Origin of the sequence: Mesorhizobium sp. 1M-11 (genome assembly GCF_001303895.1) — a bacterium.
In the GTDB taxonomy this organism is placed as follows: Bacteria; Pseudomonadota; Alphaproteobacteria; order Rhizobiales; family Rhizobiaceae; genus Mesorhizobium.
Genome location: NZ_LJSD01000050.1, coordinates 198658 through 212750, shown reverse-complemented (window position 1 = coordinate 212750; position 14093 = coordinate 198658). Strand labels below are relative to the sequence as shown.

At 63.0% G+C, this 14093-nt stretch carries 18 protein-coding genes; 10 read left to right on the top strand and 8 right to left on the bottom strand.

Annotated elements, in window-relative coordinates:
• Window positions 1-45: 45 nt before the first annotated feature.
• From dnaQ to AO692_RS20650, 6 genes are all read right to left on the bottom strand, one after another.
• A complete protein-coding gene (dnaQ, locus tag AO692_RS20675; RefSeq protein WP_054311924.1) occupies window positions 46-765 on the bottom strand; it encodes a DNA polymerase III subunit epsilon in 720 nt (239 codons plus the stop codon).
• Window positions 766-861: 96 nt separating this feature from the next.
• Window positions 862-1467: a dephospho-CoA kinase gene (gene coaE / locus AO692_RS20670; protein WP_054311923.1), complete on the bottom strand. Its 606-nt coding sequence runs from the start codon at window positions 1465-1467 to the stop codon at window positions 862-864.
• Complete coding sequence (locus AO692_RS20665; protein WP_054311922.1) at window positions 1464-2303, bottom strand: shikimate dehydrogenase; 840 nt, start codon at window positions 2301-2303, stop codon at window positions 1464-1466. The genes coaE and AO692_RS20665 overlap by 4 nt, the downstream gene beginning before the upstream one ends.
• Window positions 2296-2895, bottom strand: a complete 600-nt coding sequence (locus tag AO692_RS20660) for a Maf-like protein (protein ID WP_054311921.1) — start codon at window positions 2893-2895, stop codon at window positions 2296-2298. The genes AO692_RS20665 and AO692_RS20660 overlap by 8 nt, the downstream gene beginning before the upstream one ends.
• Window positions 2896-2996: 101 nt before the next feature.
• Window positions 2997-3791, bottom strand: a complete 795-nt coding sequence (locus AO692_RS20655; protein WP_054311920.1) for a class II glutamine amidotransferase — start codon at window positions 3789-3791, stop codon at window positions 2997-2999.
• Between the two features lie 55 nt (window positions 3792-3846).
• Entirely contained in the window at window positions 3847-4068 is a 222-nt protein-coding gene (locus AO692_RS20650; RefSeq protein WP_054311919.1) for a DUF6356 family protein, read from the bottom strand.
• A 101-nt stretch (window positions 4069-4169) separates the two neighbouring features.
• Here AO692_RS20650 and AO692_RS20645 point away from each other — a divergent pair, with 101 nt between their 5' ends.
• From AO692_RS20645 to AO692_RS20610, 9 genes are all read left to right on the top strand, one after another.
• Complete coding sequence (locus AO692_RS20645) at window positions 4170-4640, top strand: Lrp/AsnC family transcriptional regulator (protein WP_054311918.1); 471 nt, start codon at window positions 4170-4172, stop codon at window positions 4638-4640.
• A 3-nt stretch (window positions 4641-4643) separates the two neighbouring features.
• Complete coding sequence (locus AO692_RS20640; protein ID WP_054311917.1) at window positions 4644-5858, top strand: MFS transporter; 1215 nt, start codon at window positions 4644-4646, stop codon at window positions 5856-5858.
• Window positions 5859-5924: 66 nt separating this feature from the next.
• Window positions 5925-6410: a dUTP diphosphatase gene (gene dut, locus AO692_RS20635; RefSeq protein WP_054311916.1), complete on the top strand. Its 486-nt coding sequence runs from the start codon at window positions 5925-5927 to the stop codon at window positions 6408-6410.
• Window positions 6410-7069, top strand: a complete 660-nt coding sequence (locus AO692_RS20630) for an HAD family phosphatase (RefSeq protein ID WP_054311915.1) — start codon at window positions 6410-6412, stop codon at window positions 7067-7069. Before dut ends, AO692_RS20630 begins: the two co-directional genes overlap by 1 nt.
• Before the next feature lie 260 nt (window positions 7070-7329).
• Window positions 7330-8145: an isocitrate lyase/phosphoenolpyruvate mutase family protein gene (locus tag AO692_RS20625; RefSeq protein WP_054311914.1), complete on the top strand. Its 816-nt coding sequence runs from the start codon at window positions 7330-7332 to the stop codon at window positions 8143-8145.
• Between the two features lie 108 nt (window positions 8146-8253).
• The gene (locus AO692_RS20620) at window positions 8254-8634 is read left to right on the top strand and encodes a hypothetical protein (RefSeq protein ID WP_054311913.1); all 381 of its coding nucleotides are present in this window, start codon (window positions 8254-8256) and stop codon (window positions 8632-8634) included.
• Window positions 8635-8763: 129 nt separating this feature from the next.
• Window positions 8764-9126 carry a cell envelope integrity protein TolA gene (locus tag AO692_RS32855; protein ID WP_152979903.1) on the top strand — a complete coding sequence of 121 codons (363 nt, stop codon included), beginning with the start codon at window positions 8764-8766 and terminating at the stop codon, window positions 9124-9126.
• A gap of 146 nt (window positions 9127-9272) precedes the next feature.
• Window positions 9273-10265 carry an adenosine kinase gene (locus AO692_RS20615; protein WP_054311912.1) on the top strand — a complete coding sequence of 331 codons (993 nt, stop codon included), beginning with the start codon at window positions 9273-9275 and terminating at the stop codon, window positions 10263-10265.
• 112 nt (window positions 10266-10377) lie between these two features.
• Window positions 10378-10956 (top strand): histidine phosphatase family protein, encoded by a 579-nt coding sequence (locus AO692_RS20610; protein WP_054311911.1) that lies wholly within the window; start codon window positions 10378-10380, stop codon window positions 10954-10956.
• Between the two features lie 14 nt (window positions 10957-10970).
• Here AO692_RS20610 and AO692_RS20605 read toward each other — a convergent pair whose 3' ends face one another.
• Complete coding sequence (locus AO692_RS20605) at window positions 10971-11900, bottom strand: LysR family transcriptional regulator (protein WP_054311974.1); 930 nt, start codon at window positions 11898-11900, stop codon at window positions 10971-10973.
• 155 nt (window positions 11901-12055) lie between these two features.
• On the opposite strand from AO692_RS20605, the gene AO692_RS20600 reads away from it, so the two are divergent.
• A complete protein-coding gene (locus AO692_RS20600; protein WP_054311973.1) occupies window positions 12056-13585 on the top strand; it encodes an MFS transporter in 1530 nt (509 codons plus the stop codon).
• A 15-nt stretch (window positions 13586-13600) separates the two neighbouring features.
• On the opposite strand, the gene AO692_RS20595 is transcribed toward AO692_RS20600, so the two are convergent.
• Complete coding sequence (locus tag AO692_RS20595) at window positions 13601-14068, bottom strand: hypothetical protein (RefSeq protein WP_054311910.1); 468 nt, start codon at window positions 14066-14068, stop codon at window positions 13601-13603.
• Window positions 14069-14093 lie beyond the last annotated feature (25 nt).

Here is a 14093-nt window from a genome sequence, read left to right as displayed (position 1 = left end):
TCGCGCCGGGTTTTTTGTTTGATCCGGTTCTGTCGGATGTTTGAGCTATTCGGCCGCTTCCGAATTACCGCCAGCAAGTTTCGCCCACAGCGCTTTTTCGCCAAGCGATTCGACCAATCGCTTGTGGGCGTCACGTTCGGCCTCCGTCAGCCGCGAGGCTAACGGGATCGGCCGCATTGCAATCGTGAGCTCCACCTCGGTGCCGCCGCGGCGACCGGCCTGGGACAGGCCACCATCCAGCCCAAGTGCTGCCTGCTTGCCGCCGATCAGCTCGACATAGACTTCCGCCAGAAGTTCGGAGTCGAGCAAGGCGCCGTGTTTGGTGCGGTGGCTGTTGTCGATGCCGTAGCGACGGCAGAGCGCGTCCAGCGAATTGGGGCCCATCGGGTGCTTGCGGCGCGCCAGCGCCAGCGTATCGATCACTCGCTCGGATCCGACAGCCGGATGGCCAAGCCGGGCAAATTCGGCATTGATGAAGCCCATATCGAAGCCGGCATTGTGCGCGATCAACTTGGCGCCGTCGATAAAGGTCAGGAAAAGATCGGCAATTTCGGAAAAAGTCGGCTTGCCGACCAGTTGCGCCGCGCTGATGCCGTGTACGGCCTCCGCCTCGGCGTTGATCATGCGGCCTTCCGGATTGATGTAGTGGTGGAAGGTATTGCCGGTTGGGAACCGATTGACCAGCTCGATACAGCCGAGCTCGATGATGCGGTCCTCGCGCGCATCAAGCCCGGTGGTTTCTGTATCGAAGATGATTTCGCGCATCGGCGACACTCCGCGGCCTGGACCATCCCATGCGAAGAGACGTCGGCGCTTGTTCGTTCGGATCGAAAATGGAGTCCGGCCGGCCTTCCCGCAAGATCACCCGGCGTGATTGCTGCCATTTTCCCCTGATAGCTCGGCAATGATCGCCCCGATGGCCTTGCGGGTGACTTCAAAGCCGCTGCCGGTGTCGACCACATAGTCGGCCAGACCCCGTTTTTCGGTGTCCGAGACCTGTTTGGCGAGAATCGATTCGAATTTCTCCTCAGTCATGCCGGGTCGTGCCAGCACGCGCTCGCGCTGCTGTTCGGCAGGCGCGCTCACCACCACCACCTTGTCGACGCGGCCACGGCCGCCCGTTTCGAACAGCAGGGGAATGTCGAGCACGGAAAGCGGAGCTCCAGCGTCCCGGTGACGAGCGAGGAAGGCATCGGCGTCGGCACGCACCAGCGGATGGATGATGCCTTCCAGCGTTTTCAGCGCGGCGGCATCGCCCAGAACACGCTGGCCAAGCAGCGCGCGGTCGACCGTGCCGTCTCGGGTCACGCCTGGAAAGGCCGCCTCGATCAACGGTGCCGCCTTGCCGGCATAGAGCCGATGCACCGCTTCGTCGGAATCATGCACAGGCACGCCAGCTTCGCGGAACATCTTCGCGGCGGTCGACTTGCCCATGCCGATGGAGCCGGTGAGGCCGAGAACGATCAAGGCCTGGCTCCCAGATCGGCGACGATGATGGCGCGCAATTCCGGTGTCACTTCCGGCCGCTTGCCGAACCAGCGTTCGAAACCGGGCACCGCCTGATGCAGCAGCATGCCCAGCCCATCGACCGTTTTCAGCCCGCGCAGCCGCGCGGCGGCCAGCAGCGGCGTTTCCAGCGGCACATAGACGATGTCGGTAACGACCGCGTGCGCCGGCAGGCCTGCGGGATCGGCAGGCAGGCCCTCATTGCCGTGCATGCCGAGCGCGGTGGTGTTGATGAGCAGGCCGGCATCGGCGGAGAGTTCCGCGATCGCTTCGCTGCCATGCGCCGAAACGCTTGCGCCGAACTGGTCACGCAGCTCTTCGGCGCGCGCTTTCGTGCGGTTGACGACGCGGATGTCGCCGACATTGCGCTCCTTCAGTGCGTGGATTATGGCACGCGCGGCTCCGCCGGCACCCAGAACCAGAACAGGGCCGTTGCTGGCCCAGCCTGGCGCATGTTCATCGAGATTGGCGGCGAACCCATGCGCATCGGTGTTGCCGCCGCAAAGTTCGCCATTTTCGAGCCACAGCGTGTTGATGGCGCCGATCTGCTCGGCTGCAGCATCCCGGCGTTTGACGGTCGCGAACACGTCTTCCTTGTGCGGGATGGTGACGTTGCCGCCGCTGAAACCCCTCTCGGCAAGCGCCGACAGGAACGCTGGCAGATCGGCGGGCGCGACATCGATGGCTTCGTAGCTGCCGGCAATTCCGTAGGTCTTCAGCCAATGTCCGTGGATCTTCGGCGAGCGCGAATGAGCAATCGGATGGCCGATCACGAATGCCTTGTTCATCTCAGCCATCGATGGCACCGAGCGACCTGAGTTCGGCAAGCAGCGGCAGGAGCGGCAGGCCGACGATGGTGAAGTGGTCGCCTTCGACCTTCTCGAACAGCTCGATGCCTTCGCCTTCGATCTGGTAGGCGCCGACGCTGGAGAGTGCTTTCTTGCCGACGCGCGCCAGATGACGGCCGATGAAGGCAGGATCGAGCTTGCGCATGGTGAGATTGGCGATGCCGACATGGCGCCACAGCACCGTGCCGTCGCGCACCAGCACGGCGGCGCTGTTCAGCTGATGCGTTTTACCCGACAGCGCCAGCAGATGGCGGCGCGCGCCTTCCATGTCGGCCGGTTTGTGGAAGACCTCGTCACCCAGCGACAGCGTCTGGTCGCAGCCCAGAACCAAAGCCCCGGGCAGGCGCTCGCTCACTTCGACGGCCTTGGCCTCGGCCAGGATCGCCGCGACGTCCTCCGGCGAAGTGCCGCTGTCCTTGAGCGGCGCCTCCAGCGCGCGCTCGTCGACCTTGGCCGGCACCGCTTCGACATCGATGCCGGCATTCTTCAGCATGGCCAGCCGAAACGGGCTGCCTGACGCCAGGATGAGTTTTACGGGCATTCTACCTCCGCAGGCTTGTTAGCCTTCGGCTATAACATGCCGCGTGCTGTTGGAAGGATGAAATCCTGAAACGCAGTCCGTCTTTTGACCGGACCTGCTTTCTATTCTGCTGCAGTGAGCTCTTCCGCTGTTTGCATGAAGGGGCGGATGACGATGCCTGCCTTCGTCATGGTCACGAAGCTTGCCGATGGTATGGCCTGCCATGCAGCGCCTTCGCGATCGAACGGTTCGGAGACGATGCAGCGCCCCCCGTGAAAAGCGGCGGTGTAGAGTGTCGGCGCATGGCCGTCGGTCGAATAGCGCACGGCATGAACGGTTTCGCCGTTGGAGAAGGCTGCGGTCAGTTTCAGCACCGGATCGACGCTGGCGCGGTGTGCGGCTTCGAGCACACGTTTGGTAGCCCGTTCGAGCGCGCCTTGCGGATCGGTGTCCAGTCCCTGGTCGATCATCAGGAAGAAGAACAGTTCGGAATCGGTCGTGCCTTCGATCTGGTCGTAGAGCGCATCCGGCAAGGCTGCTTCCAGCGCACGACGAATGCGGTCGAAACCGCCGATCTGGCCATTGTGCATGAACGACCAGCGGCCGGAAACAAACGGATGGCAATTGGCACGGCTGGTGGCGCCGCCGGTCGACGCACGCACATGTGCCAGAAACAGTCCGGCACGTATCTGCCTGCACAGGCTTTTGAGATTGGGATCCGACCAGGCCGGCAGGATGTCGCGATAGAGGCCGGGCTCAGTGCGGCCGCCATACCAGGCAAGGCCGAAACCATCACCGTTGGTGGGCGATTTCGCCTCCTGTGCGCAGTGGCTCTGCGCGATCAGCGAGTGACAGGGCGCGCTGACGATGTCTTCGAGGAAGACTTCTTCACCGAGATAGGCCGCCCATCGGCACATGCGTCAACGTCCCTCGGGTACGCCTGAAGAATGGCCGGCCAACCCGGTCCTGGGATCACGCCTGCGGACGCCGGTTGTGCGTACGCTCGTAAAGCTGGCGGATGATCCCGCTTGCCGTAGTCTCGAACAGGAAGGGTAACAAAGCATGAATGAGCGCGGCCGAAGCGGCCAGGAACAGCTTGCCGGCGAACCAGCCGGCAAAGCGCATGTGCTCGAAATAGCTTTCGTCGACCGAATGCGGATGGTCGGTGAACAGGCGGGCGATGCGCGTCGTCATGGTGATTCTCCCATTCGTTGCGCCATCCTCTCACGCAATATCGGAGCTTTGGTCCCAAATTATCCTTGTAGACCATCATTTATTGGGACAATTATCCCAATATGGAATACGAACTCGATACGATTGACCGAAGAATCCTCGCTGTACTGCAGCGCGACGGCACGTTGTCTGTCGATCAGATTTCGGAACGGGTCGGCCTGTCGCGCAACGCCTGCTGGCGCCGGGTGAAAAGGCTGGAAGACGAGCGCGTCATCACCGACCGCGTTGCGTTGGTCGATGCCGAGAAGCTTGGCCTCGGTCTTTCGGTGTTCATCATCGTGCGTACCTCCAGCCATGATCCGGACTGGCTGGCGAAGTTCCGCGCGGCGGTGACGTCCTTTCCAGAGATCACAGGTGTTTATCGCATGTCCGGCGATCTCGACTACGTGCTTCGTGCCCGTGTCGCCGACGTGAAGGCCTATGACCGTCTCTACCAGCGCATGATCGCCAAGGTGCCGTTGTCCGACGTCTCTGCTTCCTTCGTCATGGAGGAAATCAAGGAAACAACCGTCGTGCCGGTGGAGGTTCGCTAGGCAATGAATACAGCAGACAACGCCGCCGCACCCCGCCAGGGTCTTCCAGCCGGCGTCTGGGCGCTCGGTTTCGTGTCGATGTTCATGGATATCTCCTCGGAGATGATCCACGCGCTGCTGCCGGTCTATATGGTGACGGTGCTCGGCACGTCGAGCCTCACCGTGGGCATCATCGAAGGCATCGCCGAGGCAACGGCCTCGATCACCAAGATATTCTCCGGCGCGCTAAGCGACTGGCTGGGCAAGCGCAAGCTGCTGGCCGCACTCGGCTATGGGCTGGCTGCGATCACCAAGCCGATCTTTCCGCTGGCGCCTTCGATCGGCTGGCTGGTTGCCGCGCGTTTCATCGACCGCATCGGCAAGGGCATTCGCGGCGCCCCGCGCGACGCGCTGATCGCCGATATCACGCCGCCTGAACAGCGCGGTGCCGGCTTCGGCCTGCGGCAGTCGCTCGACACCATCGGCGCCTTCGCCGGCCCGCTGCTGGCAATCGCTCTGATGTGGGCGACCGCCGATCATTTCCAGGCGGTTTTCTGGATCGCCGTCATTCCGGCCTTTGTCGCCGTTGCCCTGATCGTTTTTGCCGTGAAGGAGCCCGAGCGGCCGGCGGGCCTGCGCCGTGTGCGCATGCCGCTGCGGCGTTCGGAGCTGCGCCTTCTGGATGCGACCTTCTGGCTGGTGGTGACCGTGGCGGCGATTTTCACGCTCGCTCGTTTCAGTGAAGCTTTTCTCATCCTGCGCGCGCAGTCGATCGGCTTGTCGCTGGCGCTGGTGCCGATCGTGCTCGTGGTGATGAACCTGGCCTATTCGCTGTCGGCCTATCCGGTAGGCGTGCTCGCCGACAAGGCAAGCCGGCCGATGCTTCTGGCCGTCGGTCTCGTGCTTCTGGTGGCGGCCGACCTCGTACTCGCCTTGATACCCGATATCGCCGGTCTTCTCATCGGCGTCGTTCTGTGGGGGCTGCATATGGGCTTTACGCAGGGGCTGCTGGCAACTCTGGTTGCAGACGCGGCGCCGGCGGAACTGCGCGGCACGGCCTTCGGCATGTTCAACCTGATCACCGGCATCGCCCTGCTTGTCGCCAGCGTCCTAGCGGGCTTCCTGTGGGATCAGATCGGCCCGCAGGCCACTTTCCTGGCTGGTGCCGCCTTTGCTCTTGTGACGCTTGTCGGCCTGCTGCCCGTGCGGGCCCGGCTGTCGATGCCCAATGGTCAATGAAAGATTCGCGTTGAAATACCCGTAACCGGTTGACTTGATGCACTGCTCGCCCGATAGGATCGCGCCATGCAACCGACACCTCAAAATCAATCCGTCTTCGGCCAGACGGTCGGTTTCGTCCGCCTGCCGCATGGCGAGGGGCTGGCGCTGCCGGCCTATGAAAGCGCCGGCGCCGCCGGTATGGACCTCAGGGCTGCCGTTCCCGAGGACCGGCCGCTGCTCATCCTTCCCGGCCGGCGCGCGCTGGTACCGACCGGCCTGGTCTTGGAACTACCCGAAGGGCTGGAAGGTCAGGTTCGCCCCCGCTCCGGCCTCGCATTGAAACACGGCATTACTTGCCTCAACACGCCCGGTACTGTTGACAGTGACTATCGCGGCGAGGTCAAGGTGCTGCTGATCAACCACGGTGATGAAGAATTCTATGTCGAGCGCGGCATGCGCATCGCCCAGATCGTCTTCGCACCCGTGGTGCAGGTACGCTCCGAAGAGCGCAGCCTCGCCGGCGGCACCGAGCGTGGCGGCGGTGGTTTCGGATCCACCGGAACCGCGTGATGCTGCTGCCCGGCCTGGTCATCTTCGACTGCGACGGTATCCTGGTCGATACCGAGAACATGGCCAATGAGCGCCTCGCGCTGTGGCTCACCGAAGCCGGCTATCCCGTCGACTTCAACTATTGCCGCAAGCAGTTTTCCGGTCGCTCGATGATCTCCGTGCGCAACGAGATCCTGGAAGTGGCGGGCATCGATCTCGGCGAGGATTTCGCCGACCGCTGGAACGTCGGCCTGCCGGATCTTTTTGCGAACGGCGTCGACGAGATTCCATATGTGCGTGACGTGATCGATGCCGTACGTGCGGCCAACGTTCCCTATTGCGTCGCCTCTTCGGCACGCGTGTCCAAGATGCATATCACGCTGGGCGTCACCGGCCTTCTTCCGTTCTTCGAGCACGCCATGTTCAGCTCTACCATGGTTGGCCGCTCGAAGCCGTTCCCGGACCTGTTCCTGCACGCCGCCAGGGAAATGGGTGTCGAGCCCGCGAATTGCATCGTCATCGAGGATTCGGTGGCCGGTACCAAGGCCGGCATTGCCGCCGGCATGCGGGTCTTCTCCTACCATGGCGATCCGCATTCCGATCCCGAAGGTTTGGAAAAGGCGGGCGGCGTGCTGTTCTCGGACATGCGTGATCTGCCTGGGCTGGTCCCGCTGCGCTGAGCGCCCTTCATCGTTCATGACTGTTTCATCTCACCTGCTGCCAGCGCATTGGCAGGAGTGTTCCGCAATGGCCGCCTGAACCAATCGCATTTGTTTGCTGGGCCCGGGCGGGCTCGCTAGGGTCGCGATCCTGAAATTTGCCACAGCTTGTTGTTTGGATTTTTGCAGTTCGCTCGGCGCTCTGGGTCGAGCGGGGTTACGAACGTCGAAAATCGTCAGATCTGAACTGTGGCCAGCACGTCTTTTGTGGAGAGACTTCGATGGATAAGGGCAAGATTTTCCGGGACCTGCACGCCGAGACCTTTGTCATCCCCAACCCGTGGGATCTCGGGTCGGCCAAGCTGCTGTCCTTCATGGGCTTCAAGGCGTTGGCCACCACAAGCGCCGGCTATGCCTTCTCACGCGGCCTTCCGGATGGCGCGATCGGTTTCGAGGAGATGATCCAGCATTGCCGTGACATCGTCTCGGCGACCGACCTGCCGGTATCGGCCGATCTGGAAAAGGGCAAGGGCGACAGCGCCGAGAGCGCGGCCGAAACCATTTTCGCCGCCGAGGCGGCTGGACTAGCGGGCTGTTCGATCGAGGACCACACCGGCGATGCCGAAAGGCCGATCTATGATTTCACACAGGCTGTGGAGCGGGTCGCCGCTGCATCGGAAGCCGCTCGAGCCTTGAAGCGGGATTTCGTGTTCACCGCCCGCGCCGAGAACTTCCTGCATGGCCGTCCCGATCTCGACGACACCATCCGCCGCCTGCAGGCTTATGAGAAGGCGGGCGCCGACGTGCTCTATGCGCCGGGTCTTTCCGACATCGCGTCGGTGCGCGCGGTCTGTCAGGCTCTTGAAAAGCCGGTCAACGTGCTGTCGACGGCGGATTTCACTGTCCCGGCGCTGGCACAGGCTGGCGCCAAGCGGATTTCCGTCGGCTCGCAGCTCGCTTGCGCCGCCTTCAGTGCGCTCGAACGGGCAGGTCGCGAGCTGCTCGATGTCGGGTCTTTCACCTTCAATCGGTCCAACACCATGACCTACAAGAAGATGACCGAGCTGTTGTCGTCGGGCGGCGTGGCGCAAAACTAGAACAGGCCTGCACACGGCCATCGTTGCAGAGGTCGGCGCTCGCGCCTACTATGGCGACCGCGCCGACTTCATCGTCAAGGCGGATGGCGCGCCAAGGGTCCTGCTCAGATGAACGTTGCGATACGTGCCGTGTTTTTCGCCGCCGCGCTGTCGGTCGGTTCCGGCTCGGTGGCGCTCGCCGACACCAAGGGCGAGTTTGCCGTGCTGGTCGAGGCATTGCACAACGAGATCGCCGGCTGCTGGATGCCGCCGGATATGAGGGGCGCTAAACCCGGGCCTGTGATCATCAAGGTCCGCCTGAAGCGCGATGGGTCGCTGGCTGCCAGGCCGACGGTCGAAAATCCACCCAAGGCCAAGGAAGCCAAATTGCTCGCAGCCAGCGCCGTGCGCGCTGTCGAGCGTTGCGCGCCCTTCCGCAGCATGAAGCGCACCCGCGTCCCCTACGAGCGATGGCGTGAACTGAAGCTGAATTTCGCGCCGATGTTCTGAGGCATCTTTTCACTTTCTGATTGCCACTGTGCTTCGTTCCCGGTTCCATCTGCGATAGATGAGCATTGGGGCGCGCGAAGCATGCGAACATGCATCTGGTATGTTGTGGCAATCTCGGCGATATGCGCTTTGACGCCGACGGCCCACGCTGAGGAAAAACCGCCTCTCGCAAAGGGAAAAATCAGCAACGCAGCTTTGGATGTGATGAGAGACAAGCTCTCCAGCTGTTGGTCTATCCCAGATTCACCGAATTTGGACTCGTTGACGGTGAAAGTGGTCATCGAATTGAAGCCAGACGGCTCGCTTGCGAAAGCCCCAAGAATTCAAAGTCCGAAACCGGGTAAGGAATTTCAGGATTTTGCGAATAGCGCGATACGAGCTATTCGGAAATGCGCTCCATTTAATATGTTCAGCGCCGATTACCTTGAGAATTTGGGCGAAATCGTTGTTACCTTCGCCCTTTCGGCAATACCTCCCACTTCACAGCAATAACTTGCAAAAAATCGGCATTCCGCTAGACCCGCGCCCGGCCGGCGTGGCAGAAAGCCGGGGTTTGGGCCGTCAGAGCGCCGCGCGTCCCTCGGACGCGCAAAAGGATGCTCTAAAACTTTGATTTGGAGCCTCGCGCGGAGACCTGAATGCCGGATTATGACGTTCTGTGCATTGGCAATGCCATTGTCGATATCATCGCCCAGTGCGATGAAGCCTTCCTCGCCGACAACGGCATCATCAAGGGCGCGATGAATCTGATCGACGCCGATCGTGCGGAACTTCTCTACCGCCGCATGGGGCCGGCCGTGGAAGCCTCAGGCGGCAGCGCCGGCAACACGGCGGCCGGCATTGCCAGTTTCGGCGGTCGGGCGGCCTATTTCGGCAAGGTCTCCAGGGACCATCTCGGCGAGATCTTCACCCATGACATCCATGCCCAGGGCGTTGCCTTCGATACCAGGCCGCTGACAGGCACGCCGCCGACGGCACGTTCGATGATCTTCGTCACCCCGGACGGCGAGCGCTCGATGAACACCTATCTCGGTGCCTGTGTCGAGCTTGGCCCGGAGGATGTCGAAGCCGACAAGGCGGCCGGTGCGGCAGTGACCTATTTCGAGGGTTACCTGTGGGATCCGCCGCGCGCCAAGGAAGCCATCCGGCTTACTGCCCAGCATGCGCACGCCGCTGGCCGCGAGGTTTCGATGACCTTGTCGGACAGTTTCTGTGTCGACCGCTATCGTGCAGAATTCCTGGATCTGATGCGCTCGCGCACGGTCGACATCATTTTTGCCAACAGCCACGAGATCAAGTCGCTCTATCAGACTTCGTCTTTCGACGAGGCGTTGGCGCAGATCCGCAAGGATTGCCGCATCGCTGCCGTGACCCGGTCGGAAAAGGGTTCCGTCATCGTCAATGGCGATGACACTTTCGTCATCGAAGCCACCAGGATCAACGAGCTCGTCGACACGACCGGCGCCGGCGATCTCTATGCTGCCGGTTTCCTGCACGGCTACACCAAAGGTCGCGATCTCAAGACCTGCGGCGACCTCGGTTCGCTGGCCGCAGGCCTGGTCATCCAGCAGATCGGCCCGCGCCCGCGCCAGAACCTCAAGCACGAGGCCGAACAGGCAGGGTTGGGTTAATCTTAGAGCGTTTCCTGTTTTGGAAACGCGGAAACGCTCCAACTTTGCGCAATTCCAGACGGAAAAGTGCGTAACGGTTTTCCTGGAACTGCTTAGCCAGCAAGGACATGTCATGGCCAGCCCCTACCCCGAGATCACCCTGGTGCGGCATGGCGAGACCGAATGGAGCGCCACCGGCAAACATACCGGCCGCAGCGACATTCCACTGACTGCCAAAGGCGAGGACGCTGCCCGCAAACTTGCTGAGCGGCTGCGGGACGGGACCTTCAGCACTATCTGGACAAGTCCCTCCTCGCGCGCCCGGCGAACGGCGGAACTGGCCGGTTTCGGTGCTGCCGAAATCAAGCCCGACCTCGCCGAATGGGATTATGGCGCTTACGAGGGCCTGAAGACCAAGGAAATCCTGGTTGAGCGCCCCGGCTGGAGCCTGTTTCGCGATGGCTGCCCGGATGGGGAGAGCGTGATGCAGGCTGGTGCCCGTGCTGACCGCGTTGTGACGGCACTGCGCGAGGTGAGCGGCAATGTGCTGCTGTTTTCCTCCTCGCATTTCCTGCGCACGCTCACCGCTCGCTGGCTCGGCCTGCCGGCATTGCAAGGCGCGCTGCTCGTGCTCGACACGGCAAGCATCTCCATTCTCGGTTACGAACATGACATGGGCGAACCGGTGGTGCGTCGCTGGAACCAGACCTGATCTGCCGCTGCCGACTATGAAGCTGCTGGCTCCGGCCGGGCAAGCACCTCACAGCGGTCGGTGAACAGCTGTTCCGACAGGAAATCCACGAACACCCTGACCTTGGGCGACAATTGCCGGTTGGACGGCCAGAGCAAACGGAACTGACCGGGCGCATCGAGATAGCGGTCGAGCAGTGTCACCAGTTCGCCTCTAGCAATCGGCCCGCGCGCCAGGAAGTCCGGCATGCAGCCGATGCCGAGCCCAGCCAGTGTGGCACCGCGCAGCGCTTCCATGTTGTTGCAGGTCAGCACGATCCTGGGGCGCGGTTCCGCCTCGCCGGCCGGCAGGACAAGCGGCCAGTCGTAGAGCTTGCCGCTGTTGGGAAAGCGGAAGCGGACCGAGTGATGGCCGTCGAGATCGCGCGGACAGGCTGGCGTGCCGTAGCGCTCGAGATAGGAAGGTGAAGCGCACAACAATTGCTGGAAGGGCCGTAGCGCCCGCGTCATCAGCCGGGAATCCGGCAGGTCGCCGCTGCGCAAGGCCACATCGACGCCCTCGTCGATCAGGTCGACGATGCGGTCGTTGAAATCGAGATCGAGCTCGACCTCCGGATAGCGCCGGGTGAATTCCGGCAGCACCGGCAGGAAAAGGTGATAGCTCACCACCGGTGCGCTCACCCTCAGGCGCCCGCGCGGCGTCTCGATCGCCTCGGCCAGCATCGCCTGGGCGTCGTCGAGATCGTCCAGCACGCGCCGGCAGCGCTCATGGAAAAGCCGGCCTTCTTCGGTCAGTCTCAGGCTGCGCGTCGAGCGTTGCAACAGGCGAACCCCCAATTGCTCTTCCAGCCTGGTCACCGCCTTGCCGACCGCCGACGGCGACAGCCGCAGCACGCGTCCAGCGGCGACGAAGCTGCCGAGATCGGCCGTGCGCACAAAGGCGGCAAGTCCGCTCAATCGATCCAGCGAACGATCCATTCGAGCGTTTTTCTCCATTATGATCGGAATAAGAGCCGTATTCAGCTCCAATTAGCGCAAATCTATCATGAACGGGTCATTCAACAAGCCCACCGGCCAGTCGCGCAAAGCGAGGCTGCCGGGGCAGAAACCCCGTGGACATCATGTCAGTTTCGAAAAAGGCCCCAGGCGCGGCCGAAAAAGCGCTTGTTCTCGTTGCGGTATGCCTGGCGGCACTCTCCATGCCGCTGACCTTCACCGGCCCAGCCGTGGCGCTTCCGGCAATCGGCCGAGCACTCGGCGGCAGCCCGATCGCGCTCAACTGGGTGACCAACGCCTTCATGCTGACCTTCGGCTCCTCGCTGATGGCGGCCGGCGCGCTGGCCGATGCCTATGGCCGCAAGCGCATGTTTCTGACGGGCGTGGCCGCCTTCGGGCTGCTTTCGGCGCTTGCTTCGGTCTCGCCCTCGATCCTCTGGCTCGATCTTGCCCGTGCCGCGCAAGGTCTGGCGGCAGCCCTTGCCTTTGCCGGCGGGGCGGCAGCGCTGGCGCAGGAGTTCGAAGGGGCAGGGCGCATGCGCGCCTTTTCCATGCTCGGCACGTCCTTCGGCATCGGCCTCTCTTTCGGCCCGATCACCTCTGGCTTGCTCATCGATGCCTTTGGCTGGACCTCGATCTTCCTGCCCGTGGTTGCCGCCGCCACATTTTCCTTCCTCATCGCTGCTCGCTTCATGCGTGAAAGCCGCGATCCCGCCGCAACCGGTCTCGACTGGCCGGGTGCGGCAAGCTTCACCGCCGCGCTCGCTTTGCTGACCTACGGCTTCCTCAAGGCACCGGAGGCCGGCTGGAACGATCTGGCAGTCATCGGCCTGCTGACCGGCGCCGTGCTGTTCTTCGCTGCCTTCGGCATCATCGAGCGCAAGGTGGCGCGGCCGATGCTGGACCTTTCCCTGTTCCGCTATCCGCGCTTCGTCGGCGTGCAATTGCTGGCGGCGGCGCCGGCCTATGCCTTCGTGGTGCTGCTGGTGCTGCTTCCGGTCCGCTTCGTTGGCGTCGAAGGCATGGGCGAGATCGCCGCCGGCCGCCTGATGATCGCGCTGTCGGCGCCGCTGCTGATTCTGCCGCTTGTCGCCGGCTGGCTCACGCGCTGGCTGCCGGCCTCGGTGCTGTGCGCCACCGGCCTCCTCGTCTCAGCCGCCGGCCTGTTCTGGCTGTCCGGTGTGCCGGCCGGTGCGACTGCCGCGGCGTTGCTCCTGCCCATGCTCACCATCGGCGTCGGCATCAGCCTGCCCTGGGGGCTGATGGACGGGCTCGCCGTTTCGGTGGTGCCGACCGAGCGCGCCGGCATGGCCACCGGCATCTTCAACACCACGCGCGTCGCCGGCGAAGGCCTGGCGCTGGCCGTGGTCAGCGCGGTGCTGTCGGCGCTGACGGCAGGCCACCTCGCCGCAGCCGGGCTTGGCCAGCCCGAGAAACTGGTAGCCGTCGCGCAGCGTCTCGTCACCGGCGATCTCCCGGCAGCGCAAACGCTGTTGCCGGGTACCGGCCAGCACCAACTGGTGGCTCAGTATGGCCTCGCCTTCTCCAGTCTGCTGGTCGTGCTCACCATCATCACGATCGTCACGGCGGTCGTGGTGTTCCTGTTCATGGGGCGGAGAGCGGGAAGGGAAGTGGTGGCCGAAGTTGTCGCGTGAAGAAAAGAGTCGGGACTACCCGACCGCCCAACCCTTCTCGCGCAGCGCACCGGCCACTTCCCTGCGCTGGGCGAGCTTGATGTAGAGCAGCTCTACATCGTCATGGTCGCGCACGAGGAGACGCTTGTTCGAGATCATCGCCGTGCGCACCTGCGAGCGCGCGAAGCGGTAGCGCTTGTCGCCTCTCTGAACGATCAGTTCGTCGGCCGAAACACTCACCGTCGGTTCGTCATGAACGATCAGGAAGCCGCCGCCCAGGCCAAGCAGGCCGCCTATGATGGCGAGCGCCCAGGGCGACAGTTTCTGGCCGATCGTCCGCGCGAGATTGAGCGGTTCTTCCCACGGCACCCAAGGCAGTTCCAGCAGCCAGCCGGCAAGGTCGGGCAGAAAGGCCACGAACGCACCGCCGCCGACCACCGTCGCGATGAAGACGGCAAGCTGGTCGGTACGGTTCATTTCGATGACGATGGGTTCGTCGTTCATGGTCCTGGAAAACGGAACACGGATG